General features: G+C 60.4%; 19 protein-coding genes. 9 read left to right on the top strand and 10 right to left on the bottom strand.

What is annotated here, in order from left to right:
- Window positions 1-119: 119 nt before the first annotated feature.
- The 8 genes from ACN0SO_RS23565 to cyoA form a co-directional block, all read right to left on the bottom strand.
- Window positions 120-1,760, bottom strand: a complete 1,641-nt coding sequence (locus tag ACN0SO_RS23565) for a BCCT family transporter (protein WP_417681716.1) — start codon at window positions 1,758-1,760, stop codon at window positions 120-122.
- Between the two features lie 46 nt (window positions 1,761-1,806).
- Window positions 1,807-2,223, bottom strand: coding sequence for a universal stress protein (locus ACN0SO_RS23570; protein ID WP_417681718.1), 417 nt, complete (start codon window positions 2,221-2,223; stop codon window positions 1,807-1,809).
- Between the two features lie 114 nt (window positions 2,224-2,337).
- Window positions 2,338-3,168, bottom strand: a complete 831-nt coding sequence (locus ACN0SO_RS23575; protein WP_417681720.1) for a DUF3883 domain-containing protein — start codon at window positions 3,166-3,168, stop codon at window positions 2,338-2,340.
- 101 nt (window positions 3,169-3,269) lie between these two features.
- On the bottom strand, window positions 3,270-4,007 hold the full coding sequence (locus ACN0SO_RS23580) for an SURF1 family protein (protein ID WP_417681721.1): 738 nt from the start codon (window positions 4,005-4,007) through the stop codon (window positions 3,270-3,272).
- Window positions 4,008-4,050: 43 nt separating this feature from the next.
- The gene (gene cyoD / locus ACN0SO_RS23585) at window positions 4,051-4,467 is read right to left on the bottom strand and encodes a cytochrome o ubiquinol oxidase subunit IV (RefSeq protein ID WP_417681723.1); all 417 of its coding nucleotides are present in this window, start codon (window positions 4,465-4,467) and stop codon (window positions 4,051-4,053) included.
- The gene (gene cyoC / locus ACN0SO_RS23590) at window positions 4,464-5,084 is read right to left on the bottom strand and encodes a cytochrome o ubiquinol oxidase subunit III (RefSeq protein ID WP_417681725.1); all 621 of its coding nucleotides are present in this window, start codon (window positions 5,082-5,084) and stop codon (window positions 4,464-4,466) included. Before cyoC ends, cyoD begins: the two co-directional genes overlap by 4 nt.
- Window positions 5,081-7,093 carry a cytochrome o ubiquinol oxidase subunit I gene (cyoB, locus tag ACN0SO_RS23595; RefSeq protein ID WP_417681727.1) on the bottom strand — a complete coding sequence of 671 codons (2,013 nt, stop codon included), beginning with the start codon at window positions 7,091-7,093 and terminating at the stop codon, window positions 5,081-5,083. Before cyoB ends, cyoC begins: the two co-directional genes overlap by 4 nt.
- A gap of 33 nt (window positions 7,094-7,126) precedes the next feature.
- Complete coding sequence (cyoA, locus tag ACN0SO_RS23600; RefSeq protein WP_417681729.1) at window positions 7,127-8,275, bottom strand: ubiquinol oxidase subunit II; 1,149 nt, start codon at window positions 8,273-8,275, stop codon at window positions 7,127-7,129.
- 116 nt (window positions 8,276-8,391) lie between these two features.
- Here cyoA and ACN0SO_RS23605 point away from each other — a divergent pair, with 116 nt between their 5' ends.
- The 4 genes from ACN0SO_RS23605 (at window position 8,392) to ACN0SO_RS23620 (ending at window position 13,079) form a co-directional block, all read left to right on the top strand.
- Window positions 8,392-8,667 (top strand): hypothetical protein, encoded by a 276-nt coding sequence (locus tag ACN0SO_RS23605; RefSeq protein ID WP_417681878.1) that lies wholly within the window; start codon window positions 8,392-8,394, stop codon window positions 8,665-8,667.
- A complete protein-coding gene (locus ACN0SO_RS23610) occupies window positions 8,603-9,940 on the top strand; it encodes an MFS transporter (protein ID WP_417681870.1) in 1,338 nt (445 codons plus the stop codon). The genes ACN0SO_RS23605 and ACN0SO_RS23610 overlap by 65 nt, the downstream gene beginning before the upstream one ends.
- A gap of 434 nt (window positions 9,941-10,374) precedes the next feature.
- Window positions 10,375-11,967 (top strand): arylsulfatase, encoded by a 1,593-nt coding sequence (locus ACN0SO_RS23615; RefSeq protein WP_417681731.1) that lies wholly within the window; start codon window positions 10,375-10,377, stop codon window positions 11,965-11,967.
- 152 nt (window positions 11,968-12,119) lie between these two features.
- Window positions 12,120-13,079, top strand: a complete 960-nt coding sequence (locus ACN0SO_RS23620) for a SphA family protein (RefSeq protein WP_417681733.1) — start codon at window positions 12,120-12,122, stop codon at window positions 13,077-13,079.
- A 24-nt stretch (window positions 13,080-13,103) separates the two neighbouring features.
- Here the strand turns inward: ACN0SO_RS23620 and ACN0SO_RS23625 are convergent, their stop codons facing one another.
- On the bottom strand, window positions 13,104-14,141 hold the full coding sequence (locus tag ACN0SO_RS23625; protein ID WP_417681735.1) for a ribonuclease Z: 1,038 nt from the start codon (window positions 14,139-14,141) through the stop codon (window positions 13,104-13,106).
- 288 nt (window positions 14,142-14,429) lie between these two features.
- On the opposite strand from ACN0SO_RS23625, the gene ACN0SO_RS23630 reads away from it, so the two are divergent.
- Window positions 14,430-15,431 carry a hypothetical protein gene (locus tag ACN0SO_RS23630; protein WP_417681737.1) on the top strand — a complete coding sequence of 334 codons (1,002 nt, stop codon included), beginning with the start codon at window positions 14,430-14,432 and terminating at the stop codon, window positions 15,429-15,431.
- A gap of 203 nt (window positions 15,432-15,634) precedes the next feature.
- On the opposite strand, the gene ACN0SO_RS23635 is transcribed toward ACN0SO_RS23630, so the two are convergent.
- A complete protein-coding gene (locus ACN0SO_RS23635) occupies window positions 15,635-16,570 on the bottom strand; it encodes a LysR substrate-binding domain-containing protein (RefSeq protein ID WP_417681739.1) in 936 nt (311 codons plus the stop codon).
- Between the two features lie 175 nt (window positions 16,571-16,745).
- On the opposite strand from ACN0SO_RS23635, the gene ACN0SO_RS23640 reads away from it, so the two are divergent.
- From ACN0SO_RS23640 to ACN0SO_RS23655, 4 genes are read left to right on the top strand one after another with little or no spacing between them, the layout of a single operon-like run.
- A complete protein-coding gene (locus ACN0SO_RS23640; protein WP_417681741.1) occupies window positions 16,746-17,711 on the top strand; it encodes a TAXI family TRAP transporter solute-binding subunit in 966 nt (321 codons plus the stop codon).
- Window positions 17,712-17,735: 24 nt separating this feature from the next.
- On the top strand, window positions 17,736-19,598 hold the full coding sequence (locus tag ACN0SO_RS23645; RefSeq protein ID WP_417681743.1) for a TRAP transporter permease: 1,863 nt from the start codon (window positions 17,736-17,738) through the stop codon (window positions 19,596-19,598).
- Window positions 19,598-20,935 carry an acyclic terpene utilization AtuA family protein gene (locus ACN0SO_RS23650; protein WP_417681745.1) on the top strand — a complete coding sequence of 446 codons (1,338 nt, stop codon included), beginning with the start codon at window positions 19,598-19,600 and terminating at the stop codon, window positions 20,933-20,935. Before ACN0SO_RS23645 ends, ACN0SO_RS23650 begins: the two co-directional genes overlap by 1 nt.
- 3 nt (window positions 20,936-20,938) lie before the next feature.
- Complete coding sequence (locus ACN0SO_RS23655) at window positions 20,939-21,244, top strand: hypothetical protein (RefSeq protein ID WP_417681747.1); 306 nt, start codon at window positions 20,939-20,941, stop codon at window positions 21,242-21,244.
- Window positions 21,245-21,588 lie beyond the last annotated feature (344 nt).

Here is a 21,588-nt window from a genome sequence, read left to right on the forward strand (position 1 = left end):
CAGGTGCATTAGAGGCGATGCTTGAAAGCCGGCCAATCGGATTTCGTCACGTCGGTACCCGCGCCATCCGCAGATATACGGGACGTATTATGCCGAGTCTGATTTCTGCTACACTTGCTTCAGATCGGTTCGGCGCGCAGCCCCTTGACGATTGCCCAGCACATCAGGAGCAGTACAAGCGTGAAGGGCAGGCCAGTGGAGATCACCATGGCCTGCAACGCGCTCAGGCCGCCTCCGATCAGGAGGACGATGGCAACCGCGCCCTCAAACGTTGCCCAGAACACCCTCTGGGGCACCGGGGCATCGACCTTGCCACCTGCCGTGATCGTGTCAATCACCAGCGAGCCAGAGTCCGACGAGGTGACGAAGAACACGATCACCAGCACGATCGCAATCACCGAGGTGATCGACGAGAGCGGCAGCCCTTCGAGCATGGCGAACAGGGACAGAGGCGGATTGTAATTGTCGATCACTTGCGCCTTTACCGCCGAGGTCGCCGGGTCGGAGATCACCTGGTCCACCGCCACGCCACCGAAGACGGCCATCCACAGCACACAGACGAGGGACGGGATCAGGAGCACGCAGACGATGAATTCGCGAACGGTTCGCCCGCGCGAGACCCGGGCGATGAACATGCCGACGAAGGGCGACCAACTGATCCACCAGGCCCAATAGAAGGCGGTCCAGCCCTCGCGGTAGGCGTCGTCGGTGCGGCCGACCGGATTGGAGAGCGGCAGCAATTCGCGCGCGTACGCGACGAGCCCCCGACCGAAATCGGTCAGGATCAACAGCGTCGGCCCGGCGAACAGCACGAAGAGCAGCAGCAGGGCGGCGATGCCCATGTTGATTTCGGAAAGCAGCTTCACGCCGCCGTCGAGACCGCGCAACACGGAGAAAAGGGCCACGCCGGTGATGACCGTGATGAGGGCGACCTGAACAGGGATGCTGATCGGCACGCCGAAGACGTGATTCAGCCCCGCATTGGCCTGCTGTGCACCGAAGCCAAGCGACGTGGCCAGGCCGAAGAGCGTGGCAAACACCGCCAGGATGTCGATCACATGGCCTGTCCAACCCCAGATGCGCTCGCCGAAGATTGGATAGAAGGCGGAGCGGATCGTCAGGGGCAGGCCCTTGTTGAAGGAAAACAGCGCAAGCGCCAGGGCGACAACAGCGTAGATCGCCCAAGGGTGCAGACCCCAGTGATAGATCGTCGCCGCAAGCCCCATCTCTTTTGCCCGTTCCACGTTCTCGGCGATCAGGTTGCCGTCGGCGTCGAACGGGGAGGGTGTGCCGAGCGGGCTGGAGATTGCCATGTGGTAAACGGGCTCCAGAACGCCGAAGAACATCAGGCCGATGCCCATTCCGGCGGCAAACAGCATAGCGAACCAGCCGGTATAGGTGTAGTCGGGTGTCGCGTCCTTGCCGCCCAGGCGGACCTTTCCCCAGGGGCTGACGATCAGGAACAGGCAAAAGAGCACGAAGATATTTGCCGCGCCCAGGAAGAACCAGTCGAAGGTGGAGGTCAGCCACGGCCTGAGCCAACCGAAAAGCGCGCCTGCCTGTTCAGGCAGCGCCAGGGCGTAGAAGACGAAGGCCATGATGGTTAGCCCCGAGACCATGAATACGGGGTTGTGGACGTCGAAGCCGAAAGGCCCCAGCTGGCCCTCGATATTGTCCTGCCCGATCTCGTAATCGGTGTCGATCAGCTCCGTCTGTCCCTCCGGGACGGGAATGCCTGCGACCTCTTCAGCATCGGACATGTGCTGCTCCTGTCATTCGTGTAGGGTGGTGCGTTTCAGGCGGCGCTCAGCCGCGCACCAAAAAGACCGATGCCTTCGCGTGGCTGGCCAGGTGGCCGCCGTGCGAGGCCCAGATGTAGTCGGTCAGGTTCGGCACATGGGTCGCCATCACCACCAGGTCGGCACCGAGTTCCTCGGCCGCCTCGCTCAGCTTGTGATCGAGATCGATGGCCGGATCGTTGGCGACGATCGTATGCGCCCGCGCCTGATGGCTGCGGGCCTTTGCCTGCTCTTGCGCGAATGCTTGCAGTTTCTGGTCGTATTCGGCTGGGTTATGCCCCAATTCGCCTGGCTCGGGGCTGGTGATCCCGACATAGATCACCTCCGCACCATAAGCCTTTGCCATATCGGCCGCGATGGTCAACGCCTTGCCCAGTGCGGGCGCGTGACGCAAATCCACCGGAACCATGATCGTGTCGAACATCGTCTCTATCCTCACGTTTCCGTCAGGGGAGCCTACGCGAGGGGGGGAGGGATGTCCACGAGTAGCAAGTTGGAGGTGTGGAAACGCAGGGTTTCGCAGTTTTTTGGTGCTTGTTTATTGGAAGCTAGCCTGAAAGCTGGTTGCGGTCAGTGTTACATGGGCGTCAAGTGGAGGACGCAGTTCGAAGGCTTTGGGAGATCGCGCAAATTCGTAGAGACGGAAGAGGTACCAGTCCTCTCGCCGGGCCTCGGCGACCTCCAGTTCATTTCGCGAGATATGGAATGGGGTGCGTTCCCAGCCGTTTGTGGTCTTCACCTCGATCAGGCGCTCGCGTCCCTCTGGCGTGAAGCTGAAAATATCGTAGCCTGCGCCATCGCCGTCTTCTTGGGAAACCCAGCGAACACGCTTTGCGAGATCGCCGCGTCCTTGTTGGTGGAGCTGGGAACGCTCATGGTGAAACACAAGCGCCTCACCAGCTCGGTCCAGTACCCTGTTGCGTTCATCTCGACCGGCAACGTCGAAGCGTCGGGCGACGGCCTGCATTTTTTCGAGTTCCTCCGGAGGAGGCGTGTTCCGTAGTGTTGGGGCGACTCCGACGAACAAGGACGAAGTTTCCGCCATCCCGCTTTGATGGGGGCGACAGACAGCTGTTTCCCAATCTGGATGTTGCGCAAGCCAGCGTGAGATTGCTTCCGCAAGAGCCATCTGAAAGTTGAAACGGGGTTGGTAGCCTTTGACGATGGGCAGTCCAAAACCCTTGGCTGCTGCCGAAACGTTGCAGTGTTTAAATTCGATCGCGCCGCGGCTGCGTCCGATCTGTTGCTGGACCAATCGGTTCTGCGCAGCCTTGTTGTAGGAACGCCCCGAGAGCTCATCATTGAGCATCGAAAAATAAGACGCCACAACGGCGTCGTTTTCCGTATCTGACCAATCGTCTGAACTCATGATTGCCAAGTTATTCCGACACTCAACCTGTGTCATGCCGGAAAATGCATTTCAAAATTGCTGGCTGACGGAATTCTTGCGTGTTGCCCCGAATGGTCGACCTAACGCTTCCCGGCCCGCAACCCATAAACAAACCCGGCCAGAGACATCAGTGCCAGCACGCCCCAGGTGAGGGCGTAGGCGAGATGGCTGTTGCGGAACTTGATGACGGTGAGGCCGCCGATGGGCAGGGCGTCGTCTGACGGTCCAGCCTGTGCGTCGATGAAATAAGGGGCCACCCGCGTCAAGCCGTCCGTTTCGGCGATGGCGGCAACATCGCGGGAATACCAGCGTCCCGCTTTCGGATCGTTGGAGCGCAGGAAGGCGCCGCTAGGCTGGCTCATGCGCAGCAACCCGGCGACCTGGACGGGGCCGGACGGATGGGAGCGTTTTTCGGGAGCCTTCTTGTCGGTTGGAACGAAGCCGCGATTGACGAGAATGATCGTGCCGTCGTCCTGCCGGAGCGGCGTCAGCACCCAGAAGCCGGCGCCGTATTCGGTCACCGCCTGGACCAGCGTTTCCTTGTCGCCGAGATACGTGCCCCGCGCGGTCACATGGCGGTATTCGTCATCTTGCATGGTGACGGCTGGCCACTCGGCTCGAGTGGGAGCGCGGACGGGGGCGGCGTCGACCCGGCTTTCGACTCTGGCGATCAAGTCCAGTTTCCAGAAGAGCCGCTGTACCTGCCAGATGCCGAGCGCTGTGAAGGCTGCTGTCAGGATCAGCATGCCGGCAGAAAACAGGATTTTGGCCCGCCGGAATCCGGCGGACCTTTCGTCGGGGGTGCCTTGAGCGTTCACAGGACAGTCTTTCTCATGGCCTGCCAGCCTCGAGTCAGCCTTGTCAGGGCAGCGCCTTGATCATCTCCGGGGACATCTGCGGCATCATGTTCGTGTTGAGATGATACATCACCCAGAACGAACCGCAGAGCATGATCCCGACCAGAATCAAGGTGAAGATCAGCGCCGTCATGGACCAGCCGCCCTCGACCCGTGTGTTCATATGCAGGAAATAGATCATGTGAACCACGACCTGTACCGCTGCCAGAAGGAGGATCAGGACGGCGGCGAAGAGCTTGCTGTCCAGAACGTCGCCCATCACCAGCCAGAACGGGATGGCGGTCAGGATAACCGACAGGATGAAGCCGGTCAGGTAGCCCTTGAAGGTGCCGTGGCCACCGTCGTCGTCATGGCCGTGATGTCCCCCATGCGCGTGTCCGTGAGCGTCGTCGTGGGGCTGTGCGGAGGAAATCGAGGTCATCCGAGGACTCCCAACAGGTAAACCAGGGAAAAGACGCCGATCCAGACGACGTCGAGGAAGTGCCAGAACATGGACAGGCATAGAAGCCGGCGGCGGTTCTCGGGGATCAGTCCCTTGACAGACACCTGGACCATCAGGGTCACCAGCCAGATGATGCCGAAGGTGACGTGCAGCCCGTGAGTGCCGACCAGCGTGAAAAAGGCCGACAGGAAGGCGCTGCGGTCCGGTCCGGCGCCTTCGTTGATCAGGTGATGGAATTCGTAGAGCTCCAGACCCAGGAAGGTGAGCCCGAACAGGCCGGTGATGACCAGCCATGCGAGCATGGCGTTCTTCCTGTTGCGGTCCATCTCCAGCATGGCGAAGCCATAGGTGATGGAGGAGAACAGCAGCATGGCCGTGTTGACCGCTACCAGCGGCAGATCGAACAGATCTGCCGGGGTGGGTCCGGCCGCATAATTGTGACCGAGCACGCCGTAGGTGGCGAAGAGCACCGCGAAGATGAGACAGTCGCTCATCAGGTAGATCCAGAAGCCCAGCATGGTGCTGCCTTCGGGATGGTGCTCTTCGGTCAGGTAGAACTGGTCTGCCGGATATTCGTCGAGTGTTGCGTTGCTCATGATGTCGCTTCCTGTGCTGTAAGCAGGGAAGTCCGTGCGTCTTCCGTCTCCCGGACCGCTTCGGCCGGGATGTAGAAGTCTCGCTTGTAGTTGAAGGTGTGGCCGATCGCGATCACGAAGAGGGCGACGGCCGAGAGGGCCACGAGCCACCACATGTACCAGATCATGCCGATGGCGAAGGCGATGCTGATCATCCCGAGGATGAAGCCCGTGCCGGTGTTCTTCGGCATGTGGATCGGGATGAAGCCTTCCAGCGGACGCCGGTAGCCGCGGGCCTTCATGTCATGCCAGCTGTCGTGGTCGTGCACCACCGGCGTGAAGGCGAAGTTGTAGTCCGGCGGAGGCGAAGAGGTGGACCATTCCAGGGTCCGGGCGTCCCAGGGATCGCCCGTTTCGTCGCGCAGTTCGTCCCGCTTCCGGAAGCTGACGATCAGCTGGATGATGAAGGAGGCGATGCCGAGCGCGATCAGGAAGGCGCCGAAGGCGGCGATGATGAACCAGATATGCAGAGAGGGATCCTCGAACTGGCTGACACGGCGCGTCACGCCCATCAGGCCCAGAACGTAAAGCGGCATGAAGGCAAAGAAGAAGCCGATCTGCCAGAACCAGAAGCTCATCTTGCCCCAGAACGGATCGAGCTTGTAGCCAAAGGCCTTGGGGAACCAGTAGCTGACGCCGGCCAGCACGCCGAACACAACGCCGCCAATGATCACGTTATGGAAGTGGGCGATCAGGAACAGCGAGTTGTGCAGCACGAAGTCCGCCGGCGGGACTGCGAGCAGGACGCCCGTCATGCCGCCGATCACGAAAGTGACCATGAAGCCGATGGTCCACAGCATGGGCGGCTCGTAGCGGATCCGGCCCCGGTACATGGTGAACAGCCAGTTGAACATCTTGGCGCCCGTCGGGATCGAGATGATCATCGTGGTGATGCCGAAGAAGGCGTTGACGCTCGCCCCCGATCCCATGGTGAAGAAGTGGTGCAGCCACACCAGGTAGGACAGGATCGTGATCACCACTGTGGCGTAGACCATCGAGGTATAACCGAACAGGCGCTTGCCGCAGAAAGTGGCGACCACTTCGGAGAAAATGCCGAAGCAGGGCAGGATGAGGATGTAGACCTCCGGATGACCCCAGATCCAGATCAGGTTCACATACATCATCGGGTTGCCGCCGAGATCGTTTGTGAAGAAGTTCATGTCGAAGTAACGGTCAAGCGTCAGGAGCGCCAGCGTCGCGCTCAGGATCGGGAAGGTGGCAACGATCAGCACGTTGGTGCACAGCGCGGTCCAGGTGAAGACCGGCATTTTCATCAGAGACATGCCCGGCGCGCGCATCTTGACGATGGTCGCGATCAGGTTGATGCCCGACAGGGTCGTGCCGATACCGGCGACCTGCAGTCCCCATATGTAATAGTCGACACCGACGTCGGGACTGTAGTCGATCCCCGACAGCGGCGGATAGGCAAGCCATCCGGTCTTGGCGAACTCGCCGACGAACAGCGACATCATGACGATGACAGCACCGCCCACCGTCATCCAGAACGAGAAGTTGTTCAGGAACGGGAAGGAGACGTCGCGCGCGCCGATCTGCAGCGGCACCACGTAGTTCATCAGGCCGGTCACGAAGGGCATGGCCATGAAGAAGATCATGATGACGCCGTGGGCGGTGAAAATCTGGTCGTAATGGTGCGGGGGAAGGTAGCCGTCGCTGCCGCCGAACGCCCAGGCCTGCTGGATGCGCATCATGATGGCGTCGGCGAAACCGCGCAGCAGCATGATCAGGGCCAGCACCACATACATGATGCCGATCTTCTTGTGGTCGACGCTGGTGAACCATTCCTTCCAGAGATAGCCCCAGAGGCGGAAGTAGGTGATGAGGCCGAGCACGATCAGTCCGCCGGTTGCGACGACCGCGAAAGTGACCACCAGGATCGGCTCGTGATAGGGGATGGACTCCAGCGAGAGCCTCCCGAAGATGAATTTCATCAGGCTTGTGTCTGAAAACATGACGTTGTCCAGGTTCTACGGCCTAGGCCGTCGTCAGATACGGTCGCGGCGGATTGAAAGAAGTCCGGCCGCCGTGGGAACGGTTTCGTTTCGGGCCTCGGCGCGGGGAATGTCCCTGGACGGCAGGGTACAGCGGCCGAAGATGTCCGGGTTCAATCCGCTCCAGGGCGTGTAGGGGCCGAGTTCCGCCAGTTCCTTGTTGGCCTTGTCGTCGAAACGGTTGTCGTATTCGAGCCGCTTGCGGTTTTCCTCGCTCTCGACACCGCCGCCACCCATCTGGTCGATGTGCATCATCTCGTTCATGCACATTGTGCCTTCACGGGTGCACATGTTCAGGATGGACTCGTAGAGCCCGTTGGCCACCGAGGCGTAATAGCGCACAGGTTCCCGCTCGCTCGGCTTTTCCAGCTTCAGATAGGTGTCGCGGTTGAGCGCTGTGCCGTTTCGCTTCACCCGCTCGAGCCAGCTTTCAAAGCCTGCATTGTCGTACCCGTGAAAGCGGAACCGCATGTGGGAGAAGCCGGCACCGCTGTAATTGGCCGAAATGCCTTCGAAGTCGCCCGGCTCGTTGATGACGGCGTGGAGCTTGGTCTCCATGCCGGGCATGGCGTAGATCTGGCCCGCGAGCGCCGGTATGTAGAAGGAATTCATGACCGACGAGGCGGTGATCTTGAATTCGATCGGCCGATCCACGGGGGCGGCCATCTCGTTCACTGTGGCAATGCCGTATTCCGGGTAGAAGAACAGCCATTTCCAGTCCAGCGCCACGACCTCAACGGTCAGCGGCTTGACGTCTTCGGGTACAGGCTTGCCCGCCGCGATACGATCGAGCGGCCGGTAGGGGTCGAGCTTGTGGGTGCTGATCCAGGTTACGGCGCCGAGGATGATGATGATCGCGAGCGGCGCCGACCAGATGATGACTTCCAGGCGGGTGGAGTGGTGCCACTCCGGGTCGTAGGTGGCGGCCTTGTTCGAGTGGCGGTATCGCCAGGCGAAGAAGATCGTCAGGCCCATGACCGGGATGATGATCAGCAGCATCAGGACGGTGGCAATGAGAATAAGGTCGCGCTGCTGAAGGGCAATGTCGCCGGAGGGTGACATGACCACCATATTGCAGCCCGACAGAACGAAGGGCACTGCGAGCACGCTGAGGAGTCGCAGGAGCTTGAACAGCCTTGGCATGGTGAAGTCCAGATAAGTAGGTAGGTTCCCGTATTCGACTAAAGAAGGATTCGATCCAGGCCGATGGGGTGTTTTGTCGCGGCGCAGCAAAATTGGTGCGGTGCGAATGCCTGACCTTGGGTGAGATTAAGCTGGCAAAAGGGCAGAAATTGGCCGGATGTGCCGATATTCGCAATAATGCAGAGGGGCGCGACCGGATGTCGCGTTATGGCCTTGATTTTGATCAAAGAAAAATCGGGGGCTTGGGCAAAACGCGCTTGCGTTGCCGTCCGCTTCGTCCAAACATTGGCAAAGAGAGTGACGGACCGAGCGGCAAGGAGGAGGCCAATCGTGACTATGTCGGCATATCCAACATCAGCGGATTTCGAGCGCGATGCGCGCCGGATGCATGACGATGCGCAGGTTTCGGCCGGCAACATCGCAATGGGTGTGATCATCGGAAGAACGTCGGAATTCTTCGGCTTCTTCGTCTATGGCATCGCCTCCGTGCTCGTTTTTCCACGGCTTGTCTTCGGTTTCGCCGCCGATCCGCTGACGGCGACCTTCTATTCCTTTGCCGTGTTCGCGCTGGCTTTCCTGGCGCGACCCGTGGGCTCCGTCGTCTTCATGTGGATCGACCGTTCCTACGGTCGCGGTACAAAACTGACGATTGCACTGTTTCTCCTGGGCGGGTCGACCGCTTCCATCGCATTCCTGCCAGGATACGCCACGGTCGGGGTCTGGTCCGTGCTGTTGCTGGCGCTGTTCCGGCTGGGGCAGGGCTTCGCGCTGGGCGGCGTATGGGACGGGCTTGCGTCCCTTCTTGCGCTGAACGCACCGGCGAACCGTCGCGGCTGGTACGCCATGATCCCGCAGCTCGGCGCGCCGCTGGGCTTTGCGCTCGCCAGCGGTTTGTTTGGCTACTTCTATGTCAACCTGTCGGACGCGGATTTCCTTTCCTGGGGTTGGCGCTATCCGTTCTTCGTGGCCTTCGCGGTCAACGTGGTGGCGCTGTTCGCCCGCCTGCGTCTGGTCGCTTCGGGGGAATTCGGCTCGGCGCTCGATCGTGACGAGCTGCAGGCCGCGCCTGTGCTGGAAACGCTTCGTGTGCATGGGCGTGATGTCCTGCTCGGCGCCTTCGTCCCGCTGGCAAGTTTCGCCATGTTCCATCTGGTGACGATCTTCCCGCTGAGCTGGGTCTATCTCAACAACGGCCAGTCGGCGGGCGATTTCCTGTTCGTGCAGATCGCGGGCGCGGCGGTTGGTGCGGTGACCATCATTCTGTCCGGGCTGCTGGCGGACCGGATCGGCCGGCGGGGGCAGCTTCTGATAGGCGCCATTGCCATCGCGGTCTTCAGTTTCGCCACGCCGTTCTGGTTGGAGGCGGGCGCGGGCGCGCAGGATGCCTATATCATCGTCGGCTTCGGCATTCTCGGCCTGTCCTTCGGTCAGGCGTCGGGTTCGGTCTCGTTCCGGTTTGCCAGAAAATATCGTTACACGGGTGCTGCCTTCACCTCCGACCTGGCCTGGCTGGTGGGCGCCGGCTTCGCCCCGCTGGTTGCCCTTGGCCTCGCCACAGAGTTCGGCATCTTCTTCATCGGCGGGTATCTGATATCCGGAGCGATCTGCACGTTGCTCGCCCTGACGCTGAGCCGTGCCCTGGACATGCAGAGCGACGGAAGTTGAGCGGGGGACGGTCTCGTCTCCATTTTCCGATGTTGATGAAGCAATGCCTGCCGGCGTTGTCCGGCAGGCGAACTCACGTCGTTAAATCCGGGAGCCTTGGTGCCCGGCCTCGCAAACGAGCCGGGTCGGAACCATTTATCCTTATTGGTTTATTTGCCGGGGATTGCGGTATTCCTGACGCCAGCGCTTCGGTCACGGCTATTGTGACAAGTTGATTAAAGAGCGCCGTTTTAATTACGTGAATTATGAAGTTTTTTTGCGCGATATGCCTTGAAACTGCAACTATGTAGCGAGTAATATAACGCTACGTAATTTTTGCCGGATTGAAAGAAACGCTTTCAGTGGCGATCCGACCGCTCGATCGGGGGGCGGGGCGTGAGGGATACAGCTCTGAGTGGGCCGCTCTCACTTTTTCCAACGCTAAGAGTAAGCTCATGCTCATAAATGGTTTCAAGACTGCTGTCGCGATTTTCGGCACGGTTCTGGCGTTGTCCGGATCTGCCGCCGCACAGGACCAGGTCCGACCCAATATCCTTGTTATCTGGGGTGATGACATCGGTTGGCAGAACGTCTCCGCCTATGGGATGGGAACCATGGGCTATACGACACCCAACATCGACCGGATAGCCAATGAAGGGCTGAAGTTTGTCGATCACTATGCCCAGCCGAGCTGTACGGCGGGCCGCGCGGCCTTCATCACCGGCCAGTACCCGATCCGTTCCGGCATGACCACGGTCGGCCAGCCGGGAGCGACCCTTGGATTGCAAGCGGCCTCGCCGACCCTGGCCGAAGAGTTGAAGAAGGTCGGCTACCGGACCGGGCATTTCGGCAAGAACCATCTGGGCGACCGGAACGAACATCTGCCGACGGTTCACGGGTTCGACGAATTCTTCGGCAATCTCTATCACCTGAACACTCAGGAAGAGGCCGAACAGCGGGATTACCAGCGCTTCGGCAAGGCCTTCTCCGGCAATCTGGATGACTATGAAGCCCGGTTCGGAACCCGCGGCGTCATTCACAGTTTTGCCTCTGAAATCGATGATCCTACCGAAGATCCGCGGTTCGGCCGGGTCGGCAAGCAGACCATCGAGGACACCGGCCCGCTGACCCAGGAACGCATGAAGAATTTTGATGCCGCCGAGGTTATTCCGCTTGCGGAGGAATTCATGCGCAACGCCAAGGAAGCCGGGGAACCGTTCTTTGTCTGGCTCAATACCAGCCGCATGCATCTCTACACGCGTCTCAATGATGAATGGCGCTATGCCGCCGAGACCTATACGTCGGAGGCCGACTATTACGGTTCGGGCATGCTGCAGCATGATCACGATATCGGCCTCGTCCTCGATTGGCTGGATGAACAAGGGCTCGCTGAAAACACCATCGTCTGGTACTCGACCGACAACGGACCGGAGCATTCCTCCTGGCCGCACGGCGGCACTACGCCCTTCCGCGGCGAGAAAATGACCACCTACGAAGGCGGTGTCCGTGTGCTTTCGATGCTGCGCTGGCCCGGCGTGCTGGAAGCCGGCAAGACCCTGAACGGCATTCAGGCGCACCAGGACATGTTCACATCTCTCGCCGCAGCAGCCGGCATCGAGGACGTCAATGCCGATGTCATGGAGAGCAAGCAGCAGTATATCGACGGCGTGAACAACCTGCCTTACTGGAAAGGCGAGCAGGATCAATCCAACCGGAACAGCATCTTCTACTATTACGAGGACAAGTTGACGGCGGTCCGCATGGGCCCGTGGAAATTCCATTTCTCCACCAAGGAAGATTATTACGCCAACGTGGTTCCGCGGACGATGCCGCTGATATTCAATCTGCGGATGGATCCGTTCGAGAGCTATGACAGCACGGACGCCTACGGCCACCTGACCCAGAAGGTGTCCTGGCTGTTCCAGCCCATGAACGTGCTGATGCAGGCGCATCTGAAGACACTGGCCGACTATCCGCCGGTGCAGGGTGGCGCCAGCTTCGACATGTCAAATGTGGTGAAGGAGTTCCTGGAAAAGGGACAGCCGTAAATCATGTGTGAAACGGGACGGGCGCATTGGCGTCCATCCTCGATGCATCTGCCTGCATTGGTTCGTACGGGTCAACCGTGCGGCCGTATTCCGGCAGCACAATTGACTTTCGTGATTGGGTGCGGCCATTGGAGAGGGGATAAGGGCAGGGGATGAAGAGGGGCTCTCTGGCAGCACTAGCTGCCTTCGGTTTTTCCGCAATCGCCGGATCCGGGTCCGCGCTTGCCGCTGAAAGCGGCGTCGGGTTTTACCTGCTCGGGTCCAAGGGGCCCTTTGCGGCGGTTCTTCCGGGTCCCGGTGTCTACTTCCAGAATGATGCCTATTTCTATTCCGGATCGGCCGGCGCCAGCCGGGACGTGCCCATTGGCGGCAGGATCGTCGCCAATATCGATGCGACCGCCTATATCGATCTGGCGACCGGGCTGTGGGTGATCCCCGGCGATTTCTTCGGCGGCAGTCTGGCGTTCCAGGCGACTTTGCCCTGGGGCGGGCAGAACGTGGACGCGTCGCTCGCGCTTGCCGGCGGCGGTCTCGGCGCGGGCGTTAGCGATTCCGTGTTCACGATCGGCGACCCGGTCCTGGGCGCATCTCTCGGCTGGCACAATGGCAACTGGCACACGGTGACCGGCTTTCTGGTCAATGTGCCAATCGGCGATTACCAGGAGGGCGAGATCGCAAACGTTGCCTTCCATCGCTGGGGGCTGGACCTCAATGGCGGCGTTACCTATTTCGATCCGCAGACCGGATGGGAAGTGTCAGGGGTCGCTGGCTTCACCTTCAACGGGGAAAATCCGGCGACAAACTATACGACAGGAACGGAATTCCATTTCGAGGGTTCTGTGACCAAGACCTTTTCGCCGCAGCTCAATGCCGGGCTGGTCGGGTATTTTTACCAGCAGGTCACCGGCGACAGCGGGACCGGTGCGAACCTGGGCGATTTCCAGGGTCGTGTCGCCGCGCTCGGCGGCACCCTGGGATATAATTTCCAGATCGGGTCAACGCCGGTTTCGACCCGGATCAAGGTCTACAGGGAGTTTGCCGTCGAAAACCGCCTGGAAGGCACCGCAGGCTTTCTGACCGTCACCATTCCGCTCGGGGGGCCGAAACAGTAGGGCGATGACTTCCGCCCGTTCGGCTCAATCGCCGCCGAAAGCTTCGTCAACTTCATCGATCATCCTCGCTTCGCACTCCTCGTAGCGGGGCGAGAAATGAAACGGTTCCACGCGCGCCGCCCCGGCACGGCGCGCCAGGGTGCCCGCCTGGGCTGTGGTCAGATGGCCGTGATGTGCGGCGAGCTCGACATCTTCTTTGGCAAAGGCGGCGTCGATGAAGAGGATATCCGCATCGCGGGCAAGCGCGACGATGGCCGTCTCGTTGGCTGGCGTGAAGACCGCGTCAGTGACGTAAGCGACCTTCTGGCCGGGCTCGATCGAGACAATCTCCTCACGCAGGAAACCAAGCGGCAGGTCGTCCGGGGCCCCTTCGTCCCGTTCCACGGTGATCGGGGTGTCGTCAGGCCGGCCTTCGTGGATGGCGGTCTTTAATGTGGCAAGCCAGGGACCGGTCGTAAGGCCTTGTTCCTGAATCCTGTTTTTCCAGACATTGACATGGGTGCTTTCCTGCAGGGCGAAGCCGAGGCAGGTCGAGTGGTGTTCGAGTTCCGCGTAAGTGACGGTAAGCGCCGGTTCGGCGAGAAGAACGCCGTTTTCGACCCGTCCGACCGCCAGATCCTCGCGGGCGAAGCGGCGCGAGAAGCGGAACTGCGCCATACGAGTCTCCGGCCCGGCACAGGCTTCGGTGACGGTGAAGACGAGTTCCGTCTTGAAACGCTCGACCAGGTCCCAGGTGTAGGCGGCAAGCTTCGCCTCGACCCGGTCGATAAAGCCTGTCGGACCGTAAAGCCGCACCTCCCTGTCGCGCCCGACCAGCACCCGCAGCAGACGGTCGAAGCCAATGAAATGGTCGATGTGGGTATGGGAGACGAAGACGTCGCTCAGGCGCAGGATCTGCCGGGGCGAGAGGGTGTGAATATCCCCCAGATCGAACAAGATCGCCCGCCGTTCCTGCAGGAAATCGATGAAGAGCGCCGGATCCCCGAAGCGGTCATTGACGAGCGAAGGATGAAACTTGGGCCGCATGGCGGGAGCATAGACTGGAAATATACGCGGTTCCATTTCCTTGGTACCCATCGGGCTTAACAAGGGGAATCGGACAGGCAGGAACGGATTTCCGACTGATCGGGACTTAGGATCGACAACCGCCATTTCCGACTGCGTGGAGTTACCTCGATTTCTCGCTTTCGGCAGAAATCCAGCGTTTCCGCAGCTTTTCGTTGCGCATTGTGTTACGATCAATCCAGCGCTATGCGGCGGCAGAGCCGAAGCCGGCAATTTTCACCGGGTTCCTGCAAAGCCATTTGAGATCCGTCCTTGCGCATGAAGCCGTTTCAGGGAGGAAAGGAAATGGGTTTCACAGTCAAAAAGTCCGACATCGAAGACTCACTCAAGCGGAGCGATTTGAGCCTGCTTCTGCCCCTTTATAATATTACCGGGGGGGACCTGAGCCGCTACCTTTCCGTTCACCTGACACCCGAAGGCACTTCAACGGATTGCTACTCCCGGGCGGAGATCAAGCTGGATGCGACCTATTCCACCGTCGCGTCGGATACCTCCGATCTCAAGGACGTGCTGGCATTCCTTTCGAAAATCATCTCGCTTGCGTCCAGCAATACGGTGCCAGCACCCGGTGTCATCATCAATGCGGTCAAGGATGGCGTTGCAACGCTCGAAGCCATCATCGAGGATGAAAACGTCACCGGTACGCCGGTCAAGATGACGTTTCCCATCACGGCCTGCGGCACAGACCCTGTGGCTCTGATTGCCACATTGCGTATCGAGGCGCGGGGACGCATCTCGAATGCGGAGAAGGACGACGAATACGATCCGAACGATCCCGGACAGGCCTTTGCCAAGGCTCATATGGTCTGCAATATTGGAAATGATCCGCGCGAAGCAGATCGGACGGTCTCCGGATCGGATGCGGAACAGGCCAACATCCGGCAATATTCGATTTCGAACTGGGCACTTCTGCGAGGCACGCAGACGGTCATAGCGGAAGTAACGCCCCATTGCCGCGTCACCGATGACGTTACGGTCTGGGACGAAATAGCGGGTCTCACGATCTATTGGGTACAATTGATCCTGGAGACTGTTCCGCCCGAGCGGTACCGAACGACGTTCTCCGAAAATTTCCTGAATTATCTCAGGCGGGAAGGGGTTTCGATACCCGATCCGAAAACGAAAAAAGAAGACAAGAAAGCGGCAAAGGCGGCCAAGGCCAAGGACAAGAAGGCGGAACTGCCTGCCGGGAGCCGGAAGTCGACGGGAGCGGTCAAACCATCCGACGGTGATGCTGTCAAAACCGAAATTGAAAAGCCGGCCGTGAAGGTGGAACCCGTCGATTAGTGCTACGTTAGAAGACGAAAGACGGACGCAAAAACTGATCGGATGAGTTTTTCCTGGACAGCGATTTCGTAAAACCCTGACTGTCCTGCCGGGCGCAGAAACGATCGCAGAAACGCCGTATCCTGTTATGATCGAAAGCGTCCATGGCGCTGTCCATCCATGACATGACCCGCGATTTTACCGGGTTCGGCAATCCTCTTTCTTCAGTATTCCTGCATAAAGGGTTCCTGAACCTCCGTGGAGAGATCCGTGCCGCGGACGAGATCCAGGAAGGCCGTGGCGGCAGGAGAGAGTACGTGGCCTGCACGCCAGATGATGCCGACCTGACGGACGAGTTCCGGGTCAGTCAGGGGGCGGTATACGAGTCTTTCGGAGCGCAATACCGGCAGGGTCAGTACAGGCAAGGCAGTGACGCCGAGCCCTTGCGCAACGAAGGCGCCTGCAGTCGCCAGGTGGGCGACTTCGAACCGCGGACGGAACAGGAGATTGAGTTGGGAGCAGGCGGCGTCGGTGAGATTGCGCACACTTGTCCCGCGAGCCATGGCGACGAAGGGCAGATCCACCAGTTCGCTCCATGTGTAGCTCCGCCGCTCAGAAAGCGTACCGCCGGCCGCGCCCACGGCAACGAACCGGTCCGACAGGAGATTGCGGAAGGAAATCCGGTCGGATGTTTCCACCGCACCCGCGGTAAAGCCCAGATCCGCCTCACCCTGTTCGACGCTGCGAATGACGCTGTCTGACAGGGCGTCGTTGATCTGGACATCCACATCGGGATGTTCCGCCAGGAAGCGGGCGACGATGGAAGGCAGGAGGCCGGCGGTCACGGAGGGAAGACCTGCGATGGTCAATCGTCCCCGGCGGGCGGCGAGATAGGCGTCGAATTCCACGCTTACGCTTGCGGCAGTATTGAGGACCCGCTCGGCGAGGCGCAGCAGGGTTTCCCCTTGCGGCGTCAGCGATACATTGCGCGTGTCCCGGTTGAAGAGCCGCGTCCCAAGCCGCTCTTCCAGACGGGCGATCTGCCGGCTCAGGGCGGAGGCGGACAGGCCGATGTCGTCGGCCACGGCCCGAAATCCGCCGCCTGTGGCAAGCGCGCAAAAGACCCGCAGTTCCTCGAGATCGAATTTGTTGCGTTCCATGCAACAATTATTTCCAATAAATCACTTCACGCAACAAAAGACTTGTAACAGTCTGGCTGTTGCGCAGGTTCCATCGGGAACTGAAGAAGGACCGGGGAGGGAGTGATCCCGAGCCTTGCTGTTTGCGCCTTTAGTTGACTGCCCGTATCGCGGGCCCCTTGGGAGGAATTCTTACATGCGTTTTTCACATTTCGCGCTTGCGGGCGCCCTTGCGCTGGGCCTCGGCCTGCCGGCAGCAGCCCAGGAAAAGCTGCTCATCGGCTCCACCTCGGCGTCATCCAGCCATTACGGCTATTTCGTCGCCGTCGCCAAACTGGTGAACGAAAAGGCCGACGGTCTGGAAGCGTCGGTCGTCGAAACCGGTGCCACGCTCGACAATCTTCGCCGTATCCAGCGCGGCCAGATCGATCTCGGTCTGGTGACCACCAACGTCGCCCAACATGCCGTCGCAGGTACCAACAAGTTCGAAGGCAAGCCGATGAAGCTGGGCCTGCTGTGGGTCTATACCGGTGCACCGCAGAACGTCATTGTGCGAGCCGATTCCGAAGTGACCGGCCTCGACGGCCTGAAGGGTGTCCGCTTCAACCCGGGCATCAAGGGTTCGGCAACGGAAGCCACCACCGAAGCCGTGTTCAAGGCACTCAGCCTGTCGGCCGACTATGTGCGTGGATCGACGACGGATATCGTCGGCATGATCAAGGACAACAGGGTTGCGGGCTATGTGAAATCCGGGGCAGGGCTGAAGCTCGACGGCTCGACGCTCGACATCGCCACCTTTACCCCGATCCGCGTTCTCGGCCTGTCGGATGCGCAGAAGGCAACGCTTTCAGAAAAGATGCCTGATGTCTCCCTGGTCGACGTTCCCGCGGGAGCCGCGGAAGGCATTCCCGCCTATTCCACCTGGAGCTTCGGTGTCGGCGTGGCAGCGGGGCCGGAACTTTCAGAGGACGCCGCATACAAGATTGTCAAGGCGGTCATGGAAGACAAGGACGTCCAGGGCGCGGCCATGGCCTCGGTCAAGGGCGCGGATCTGGCCAAGCTTACACTGCAATATGCCACCATACCGCTCCACCCGGGAGCTGCCCGGTGGTATCGCGAGCAGGGCATTGAAATACCCGCCCGCTTGCAGCCGGCCAACTGAACCGCTGGTTCCAGGAGCATCGCCGTGCTGAGCCGCTTTCGTGACGGACTGGCCCTGTTGACAGGCGCCTTCGTCTTCTACACCGCCGCGACAGGTCCGTTCGAAAGTCTGATCCAACGGGCGATCTTCCTGGCGCTCGTCGTCTGCCTGGGCCTTGCGGTCTATCCGCTCGGCCATGGCCGGCGGTGGCGACCGCTCGGCCTTGCAATCGATCTCGCCGCCGCCGGCATTTCGCTCGTCGCCTGCGGTTACATTGTCGTAAACTACGATGAGATCATGACCAACCTGCCCTGGGCGACATCCCTCGATATGGTGCTGACGGCGGGGCTGGTCATTTCGGTTCTGGAAGTCAGCCGGCGGGCGGTCGGGATTATCTTTCCCGTTCTTGTCGTCATCGGCCTGACCTATGCGCTCCTCGGCAACCATCTTCCCGGCGCGCTCGCCCACAGGGGCTTCGACGGCGCTTTCGTAACCGAGACGATTTTCCTCGGCGATCTTGGTATCTGGGGCATGCTGACGGGGGTGGCGGCGACCGTCATCGCGTCCTTCGTCCTGTTCGGCTCATTGTTACTGCATACCGGCGGCGGTCAGAGCTTCATGGACCTCGCCATGCGTATCGGTGGACGCCAGGCGGGCGGAGCAGCCAAGATAGCGACCATTGCGAGCGGCTTGTTCGGGATGATTTCCGGCTCGGCAGTCGCCAATGTGGCAACCACCGGGAACTTCACCATTCCGATGATGAAGCGTCTCGGCTATCCGCCGGCTTTTGCGGCGGCGGTGGAAGCCGTTGCCTCCAGCGGCGGGCAGATCGCGCCGCCGATCATGGGTGCGGCCGCCTTCGTCATGGCCGAAATTCTCGGGGTGTCCTACCTCAAGATTATCGCTGCGGCAGTCGTGCCGGCGCTGTTGTTCTATCTCTCGGTGTTTGTCACGGTTCATATCGTCTCGGTGCGCAAGAACCTGAAGCTCGTGCCGACGGATGAGCTGCCGGCCTGGTCTGCGATCCTGGCCCCGCGGCGGGTGTTGCCGATCCTGGCCGCGCTCGGGGGGGTCGGTATAGGTGTGTTTCTCGGTCGCTCGGTCGCCACCGCGGCTTTCTACGGCGTCGTCGGTCTGCTGATTGCCTTTGCCGCCACGTCCGCCGGCAAGATGCCGGTCAGGCAGATGCTCAAGCTGATCCTGAATGGGGTTTCCGATGCAGGCAAAGGCATGGTGATCATCGGCGTTTTATTGGCGGGCGCGCAGATTCTCGTTTCCATGATCAACATGACCGGCATCGGCGTCACGCTCAGTTCCATGATCGTATCAATGGCGGGGGACTCCGTCCCGCTGGTCGCCCTGATCGTCGGCGGGGTCTGTCTGATCATGGGGATGGGTCTGCCTACCACTGCTGCCTATGTGCTGGTCGCCGCGGTGCTGGCGCCGGCCATGACCGCGGTCGGCATCGATCCGCTTGCGGCTCATCTCTTCGTTTTCTATTTCGCCACGATTTCGGTGATTACGCCGCCTGTCTGTGTCGCGGTCTTTGTCGGTGCGGGGATCGCCCAGACGAACTGGTTGCCGGCGGCCTTCGAGGCGGTTCGCCTTGGGGCGGTGACCTATGTGGTGCCGTTCCTGCTGCTGCTCTATCCGGGCATGACGGCGCAGGGCGGACTGCTGGACCTGGGCGATGCGTTACTCTCCGGCCTGGTTCTGGTGATCGCCATTCCGGCTATCCTCAGTGGTCAGAGGCTGTTTGCCATCCGCAGCCTGGATTTTGCCGTGCTCGGCATCTGTATCGCGCTTGCCGTCTGGCCGCAGCCGGTCGCACCGCTCATCGCAGGGCTGCTGCTCGCGCTGTCCTGGCACTTCGGCAAGCCGCGCCGGCTAGCCCTGGAAACTGCATGATGGATCTTCTCAGAATAGGCACCGGGGCGGGCTTTTCGGGCGACCGGATCGAACCTGCGGTCGATCTCGCCGAAAACGGTGCGCTCGATTATCTCGTATTCGAATGCCTGGCCGAACGGACCATCGCTCTGGCCCAGCAGGCCCGCCGGGCCGATCCGGGGGGAGGGTATGATCCCATGCTGGAACGACGCATGCGCGCGGTCCTGCCGGTTCAGGCGCGCAACGGGTTCAGGATCATTTCGAACATGGGGGCGGCCAATCCGACAGCCGCGGCCCGCAAATGTCTTGAGATTGCCCGGGAACTCGGGATCAGCGGTCTGAAGATCGCCGCTGTGACCGGCGACGATGTGCTGGCAGCGGTGTCCGGGTCCGACTTTCCCATTCTGGAGACGGGCCAGCCGGCCAGCGGGTTTAGCCGACCGTTTCTCTCCGCCAACGCCTATACCGGTGCTGGACCCATTGTGTCCGCGCTTGCTGCCGGGGCGGATGTGATCCTGACGGGTCGGGCCGCCGACCCGGCCATGTTCCTCGCTCCGCAAATCCATGAATTCGGTTGGAGCATGGACGATTGGCAAAGTCTTGGCCGCGGTACGCTTGTCGGCCATCTGATGGAATGCGGAGGGCAGGTGACCGGCGGCTATTTTGCAGATCCCGGTTTCAAGGACGTGCCGGATCTCGCCAATCTCGGCTTTCCGATCGCTGAGGTGGCGCAGGATGGTAATGCTGTCATCACCAAACTCGCCGGGACCGGCGGTGCGGTTACCGAGGCCACCTGCAAGGAACAGCTTCTTTACGAAGTCCACGATCCGGCGGCCTATTTGCAGCCGGACGTGATCGCGGATTTCTCAGGGGTTCGTATAAACCAGGCCGGGTCGGACCGGGTCCGGATAGAGGGGGGGACGGGGCATCCAAAAACGGGTACCTTGAAGGTGTCGCTCGGCTATGTGGATTCCTATGTCGGTGAGGGACAGATTTCTTATGCGGGGCCGGGGGCTGAAGCGCGCGGCCGACTGGCACTCGAGATCCTTGAGAAGCGATTGGTGGCGACCCACCATCGTTTTTCCGAAACCCGAGGCGAGCTCATCGGGATCGACGCCATCCTGAGCGGTGGAACGCCCGGCGACTATGCAGTGCGGGACGTACGGCTTCGTTTCGCTGCGCGTGCGGACAGCCTTGCGGACGCGCGCATAATCGGTGACGAGGTTGAGAGCCTCTATCTTAACGGCCCTGCCGCCGGGGGCGGTGCCTCCAAGTCCGTGCGCGAGATCGTCGCCATCGTCTCCACCCTGATTCCGGAGAACCTTGTGTCTCCGCACATCGATTTTCTGGAAAGTTGAGCCATGCTGCTGCGCGACATCGCCCATTCGCGGACCGGCGACAAGGGTAACATCTCCAACATTTCGGTCATCGCCTATGACATGTCTCACTGGGCGCTGCTCGAAACCGAAATGACGTCGGAGAGGCTGCGCTCACATCTGGATTGGATGGAGATCGCCAACGTCGAGCGTTTTATCCTGCCTCAGCTCGGCGCACTGAATTTTGTCCTCTATGGAGCGCTCAATGGAGGTGTCACTCGCTCACTCGCCCTTGACGCGCATGGAAAATGCCTGAGTTCGGCAGTTCTGGAGATGGAAATCCGGAAATAAGGAACCGTCTTTTGATGTCTTCCGGCGCAGCTGAACAGACAATTTGAAGGTCTTCTTTCGGCCTTTCGTAACCGTATTTGACCCTTGTCAAAGGTACAGAGCTCTTGTTCGAGTACCATTCCCTAGCGTAACGTTAATGCGACGTCACAACGGCGTGCTAGTGAGACCGTGCTGAAGCCGGATGTTCCCGCAAACCGGGAACCTCGTTTCCGCGACACGGGAGGGAACCTGCCCATGACTGCGAGTCTGATCGTTCCGGCAAATATTCACAATTGTTCTGTCTTCTTTCGCGGTCTCGCCGCTCGAGCGGGGTTTCAGACAGGGCCGACATCAATACCACACCG

The organism is Roseibium sp. (assembly GCF_048260565.1).
Lineage (GTDB): Bacteria > Pseudomonadota > Alphaproteobacteria > Rhizobiales > Stappiaceae > Roseibium.

What these genes read in the sequence shown, in the direction of transcription:
- ACN0SO_RS23565 (WP_417681716.1), bottom strand. Translation starts at nt 1,760, where the DNA reads ATGTCCGATGCTGAAGAGGTCGCAGGCATTCCCGTCCCGGAGGGACAG.
- ACN0SO_RS23570 (WP_417681718.1), bottom strand. Translation starts at nt 2,223, where the DNA reads ATGTTCGACACGATCATGGTTCCGGTGGATTTGCGTCACGCGCCCGCA.
- ACN0SO_RS23575 (WP_417681720.1), bottom strand. Translation starts at nt 3,168, where the DNA reads ATGAGTTCAGACGATTGGTCAGATACGGAAAACGACGCCGTTGTGGCG.
- cyoD (WP_417681723.1), bottom strand. Translation starts at nt 4,467, where the DNA reads ATGACCTCGATTTCCTCCGCACAGCCCCACGACGACGCTCACGGACAC.
- cyoC (WP_417681725.1), bottom strand. Translation starts at nt 5,084, where the DNA reads ATGAGCAACGCAACACTCGACGAATATCCGGCAGACCAGTTCTACCTG.
- cyoB (WP_417681727.1), bottom strand. Translation starts at nt 7,093, where the DNA reads ATGTTTTCAGACACAAGCCTGATGAAATTCATCTTCGGGAGGCTCTCG.
- cyoA (WP_417681729.1), bottom strand. Translation starts at nt 8,275, where the DNA reads ATGCCAAGGCTGTTCAAGCTCCTGCGACTCCTCAGCGTGCTCGCAGTG.
- ACN0SO_RS23615 (WP_417681731.1), top strand. Translation starts at nt 10,375, where the DNA reads ATGCTCATAAATGGTTTCAAGACTGCTGTCGCGATTTTCGGCACGGTT.
- ACN0SO_RS23620 (WP_417681733.1), top strand. Translation starts at nt 12,120, where the DNA reads ATGAAGAGGGGCTCTCTGGCAGCACTAGCTGCCTTCGGTTTTTCCGCA.
- ACN0SO_RS23625 (WP_417681735.1), bottom strand. Translation starts at nt 14,141, where the DNA reads ATGGAACCGCGTATATTTCCAGTCTATGCTCCCGCCATGCGGCCCAAG.
- ACN0SO_RS23630 (WP_417681737.1), top strand. Translation starts at nt 14,430, where the DNA reads ATGGGTTTCACAGTCAAAAAGTCCGACATCGAAGACTCACTCAAGCGG.
- ACN0SO_RS23635 (WP_417681739.1), bottom strand. Translation starts at nt 16,570, where the DNA reads ATGGAACGCAACAAATTCGATCTCGAGGAACTGCGGGTCTTTTGCGCG.
- ACN0SO_RS23640 (WP_417681741.1), top strand. Translation starts at nt 16,746, where the DNA reads ATGCGTTTTTCACATTTCGCGCTTGCGGGCGCCCTTGCGCTGGGCCTC.
- ACN0SO_RS23650 (WP_417681745.1), top strand. Translation starts at nt 19,598, where the DNA reads ATGGATCTTCTCAGAATAGGCACCGGGGCGGGCTTTTCGGGCGACCGG.
- ACN0SO_RS23655 (WP_417681747.1), top strand. Translation starts at nt 20,939, where the DNA reads ATGCTGCTGCGCGACATCGCCCATTCGCGGACCGGCGACAAGGGTAAC.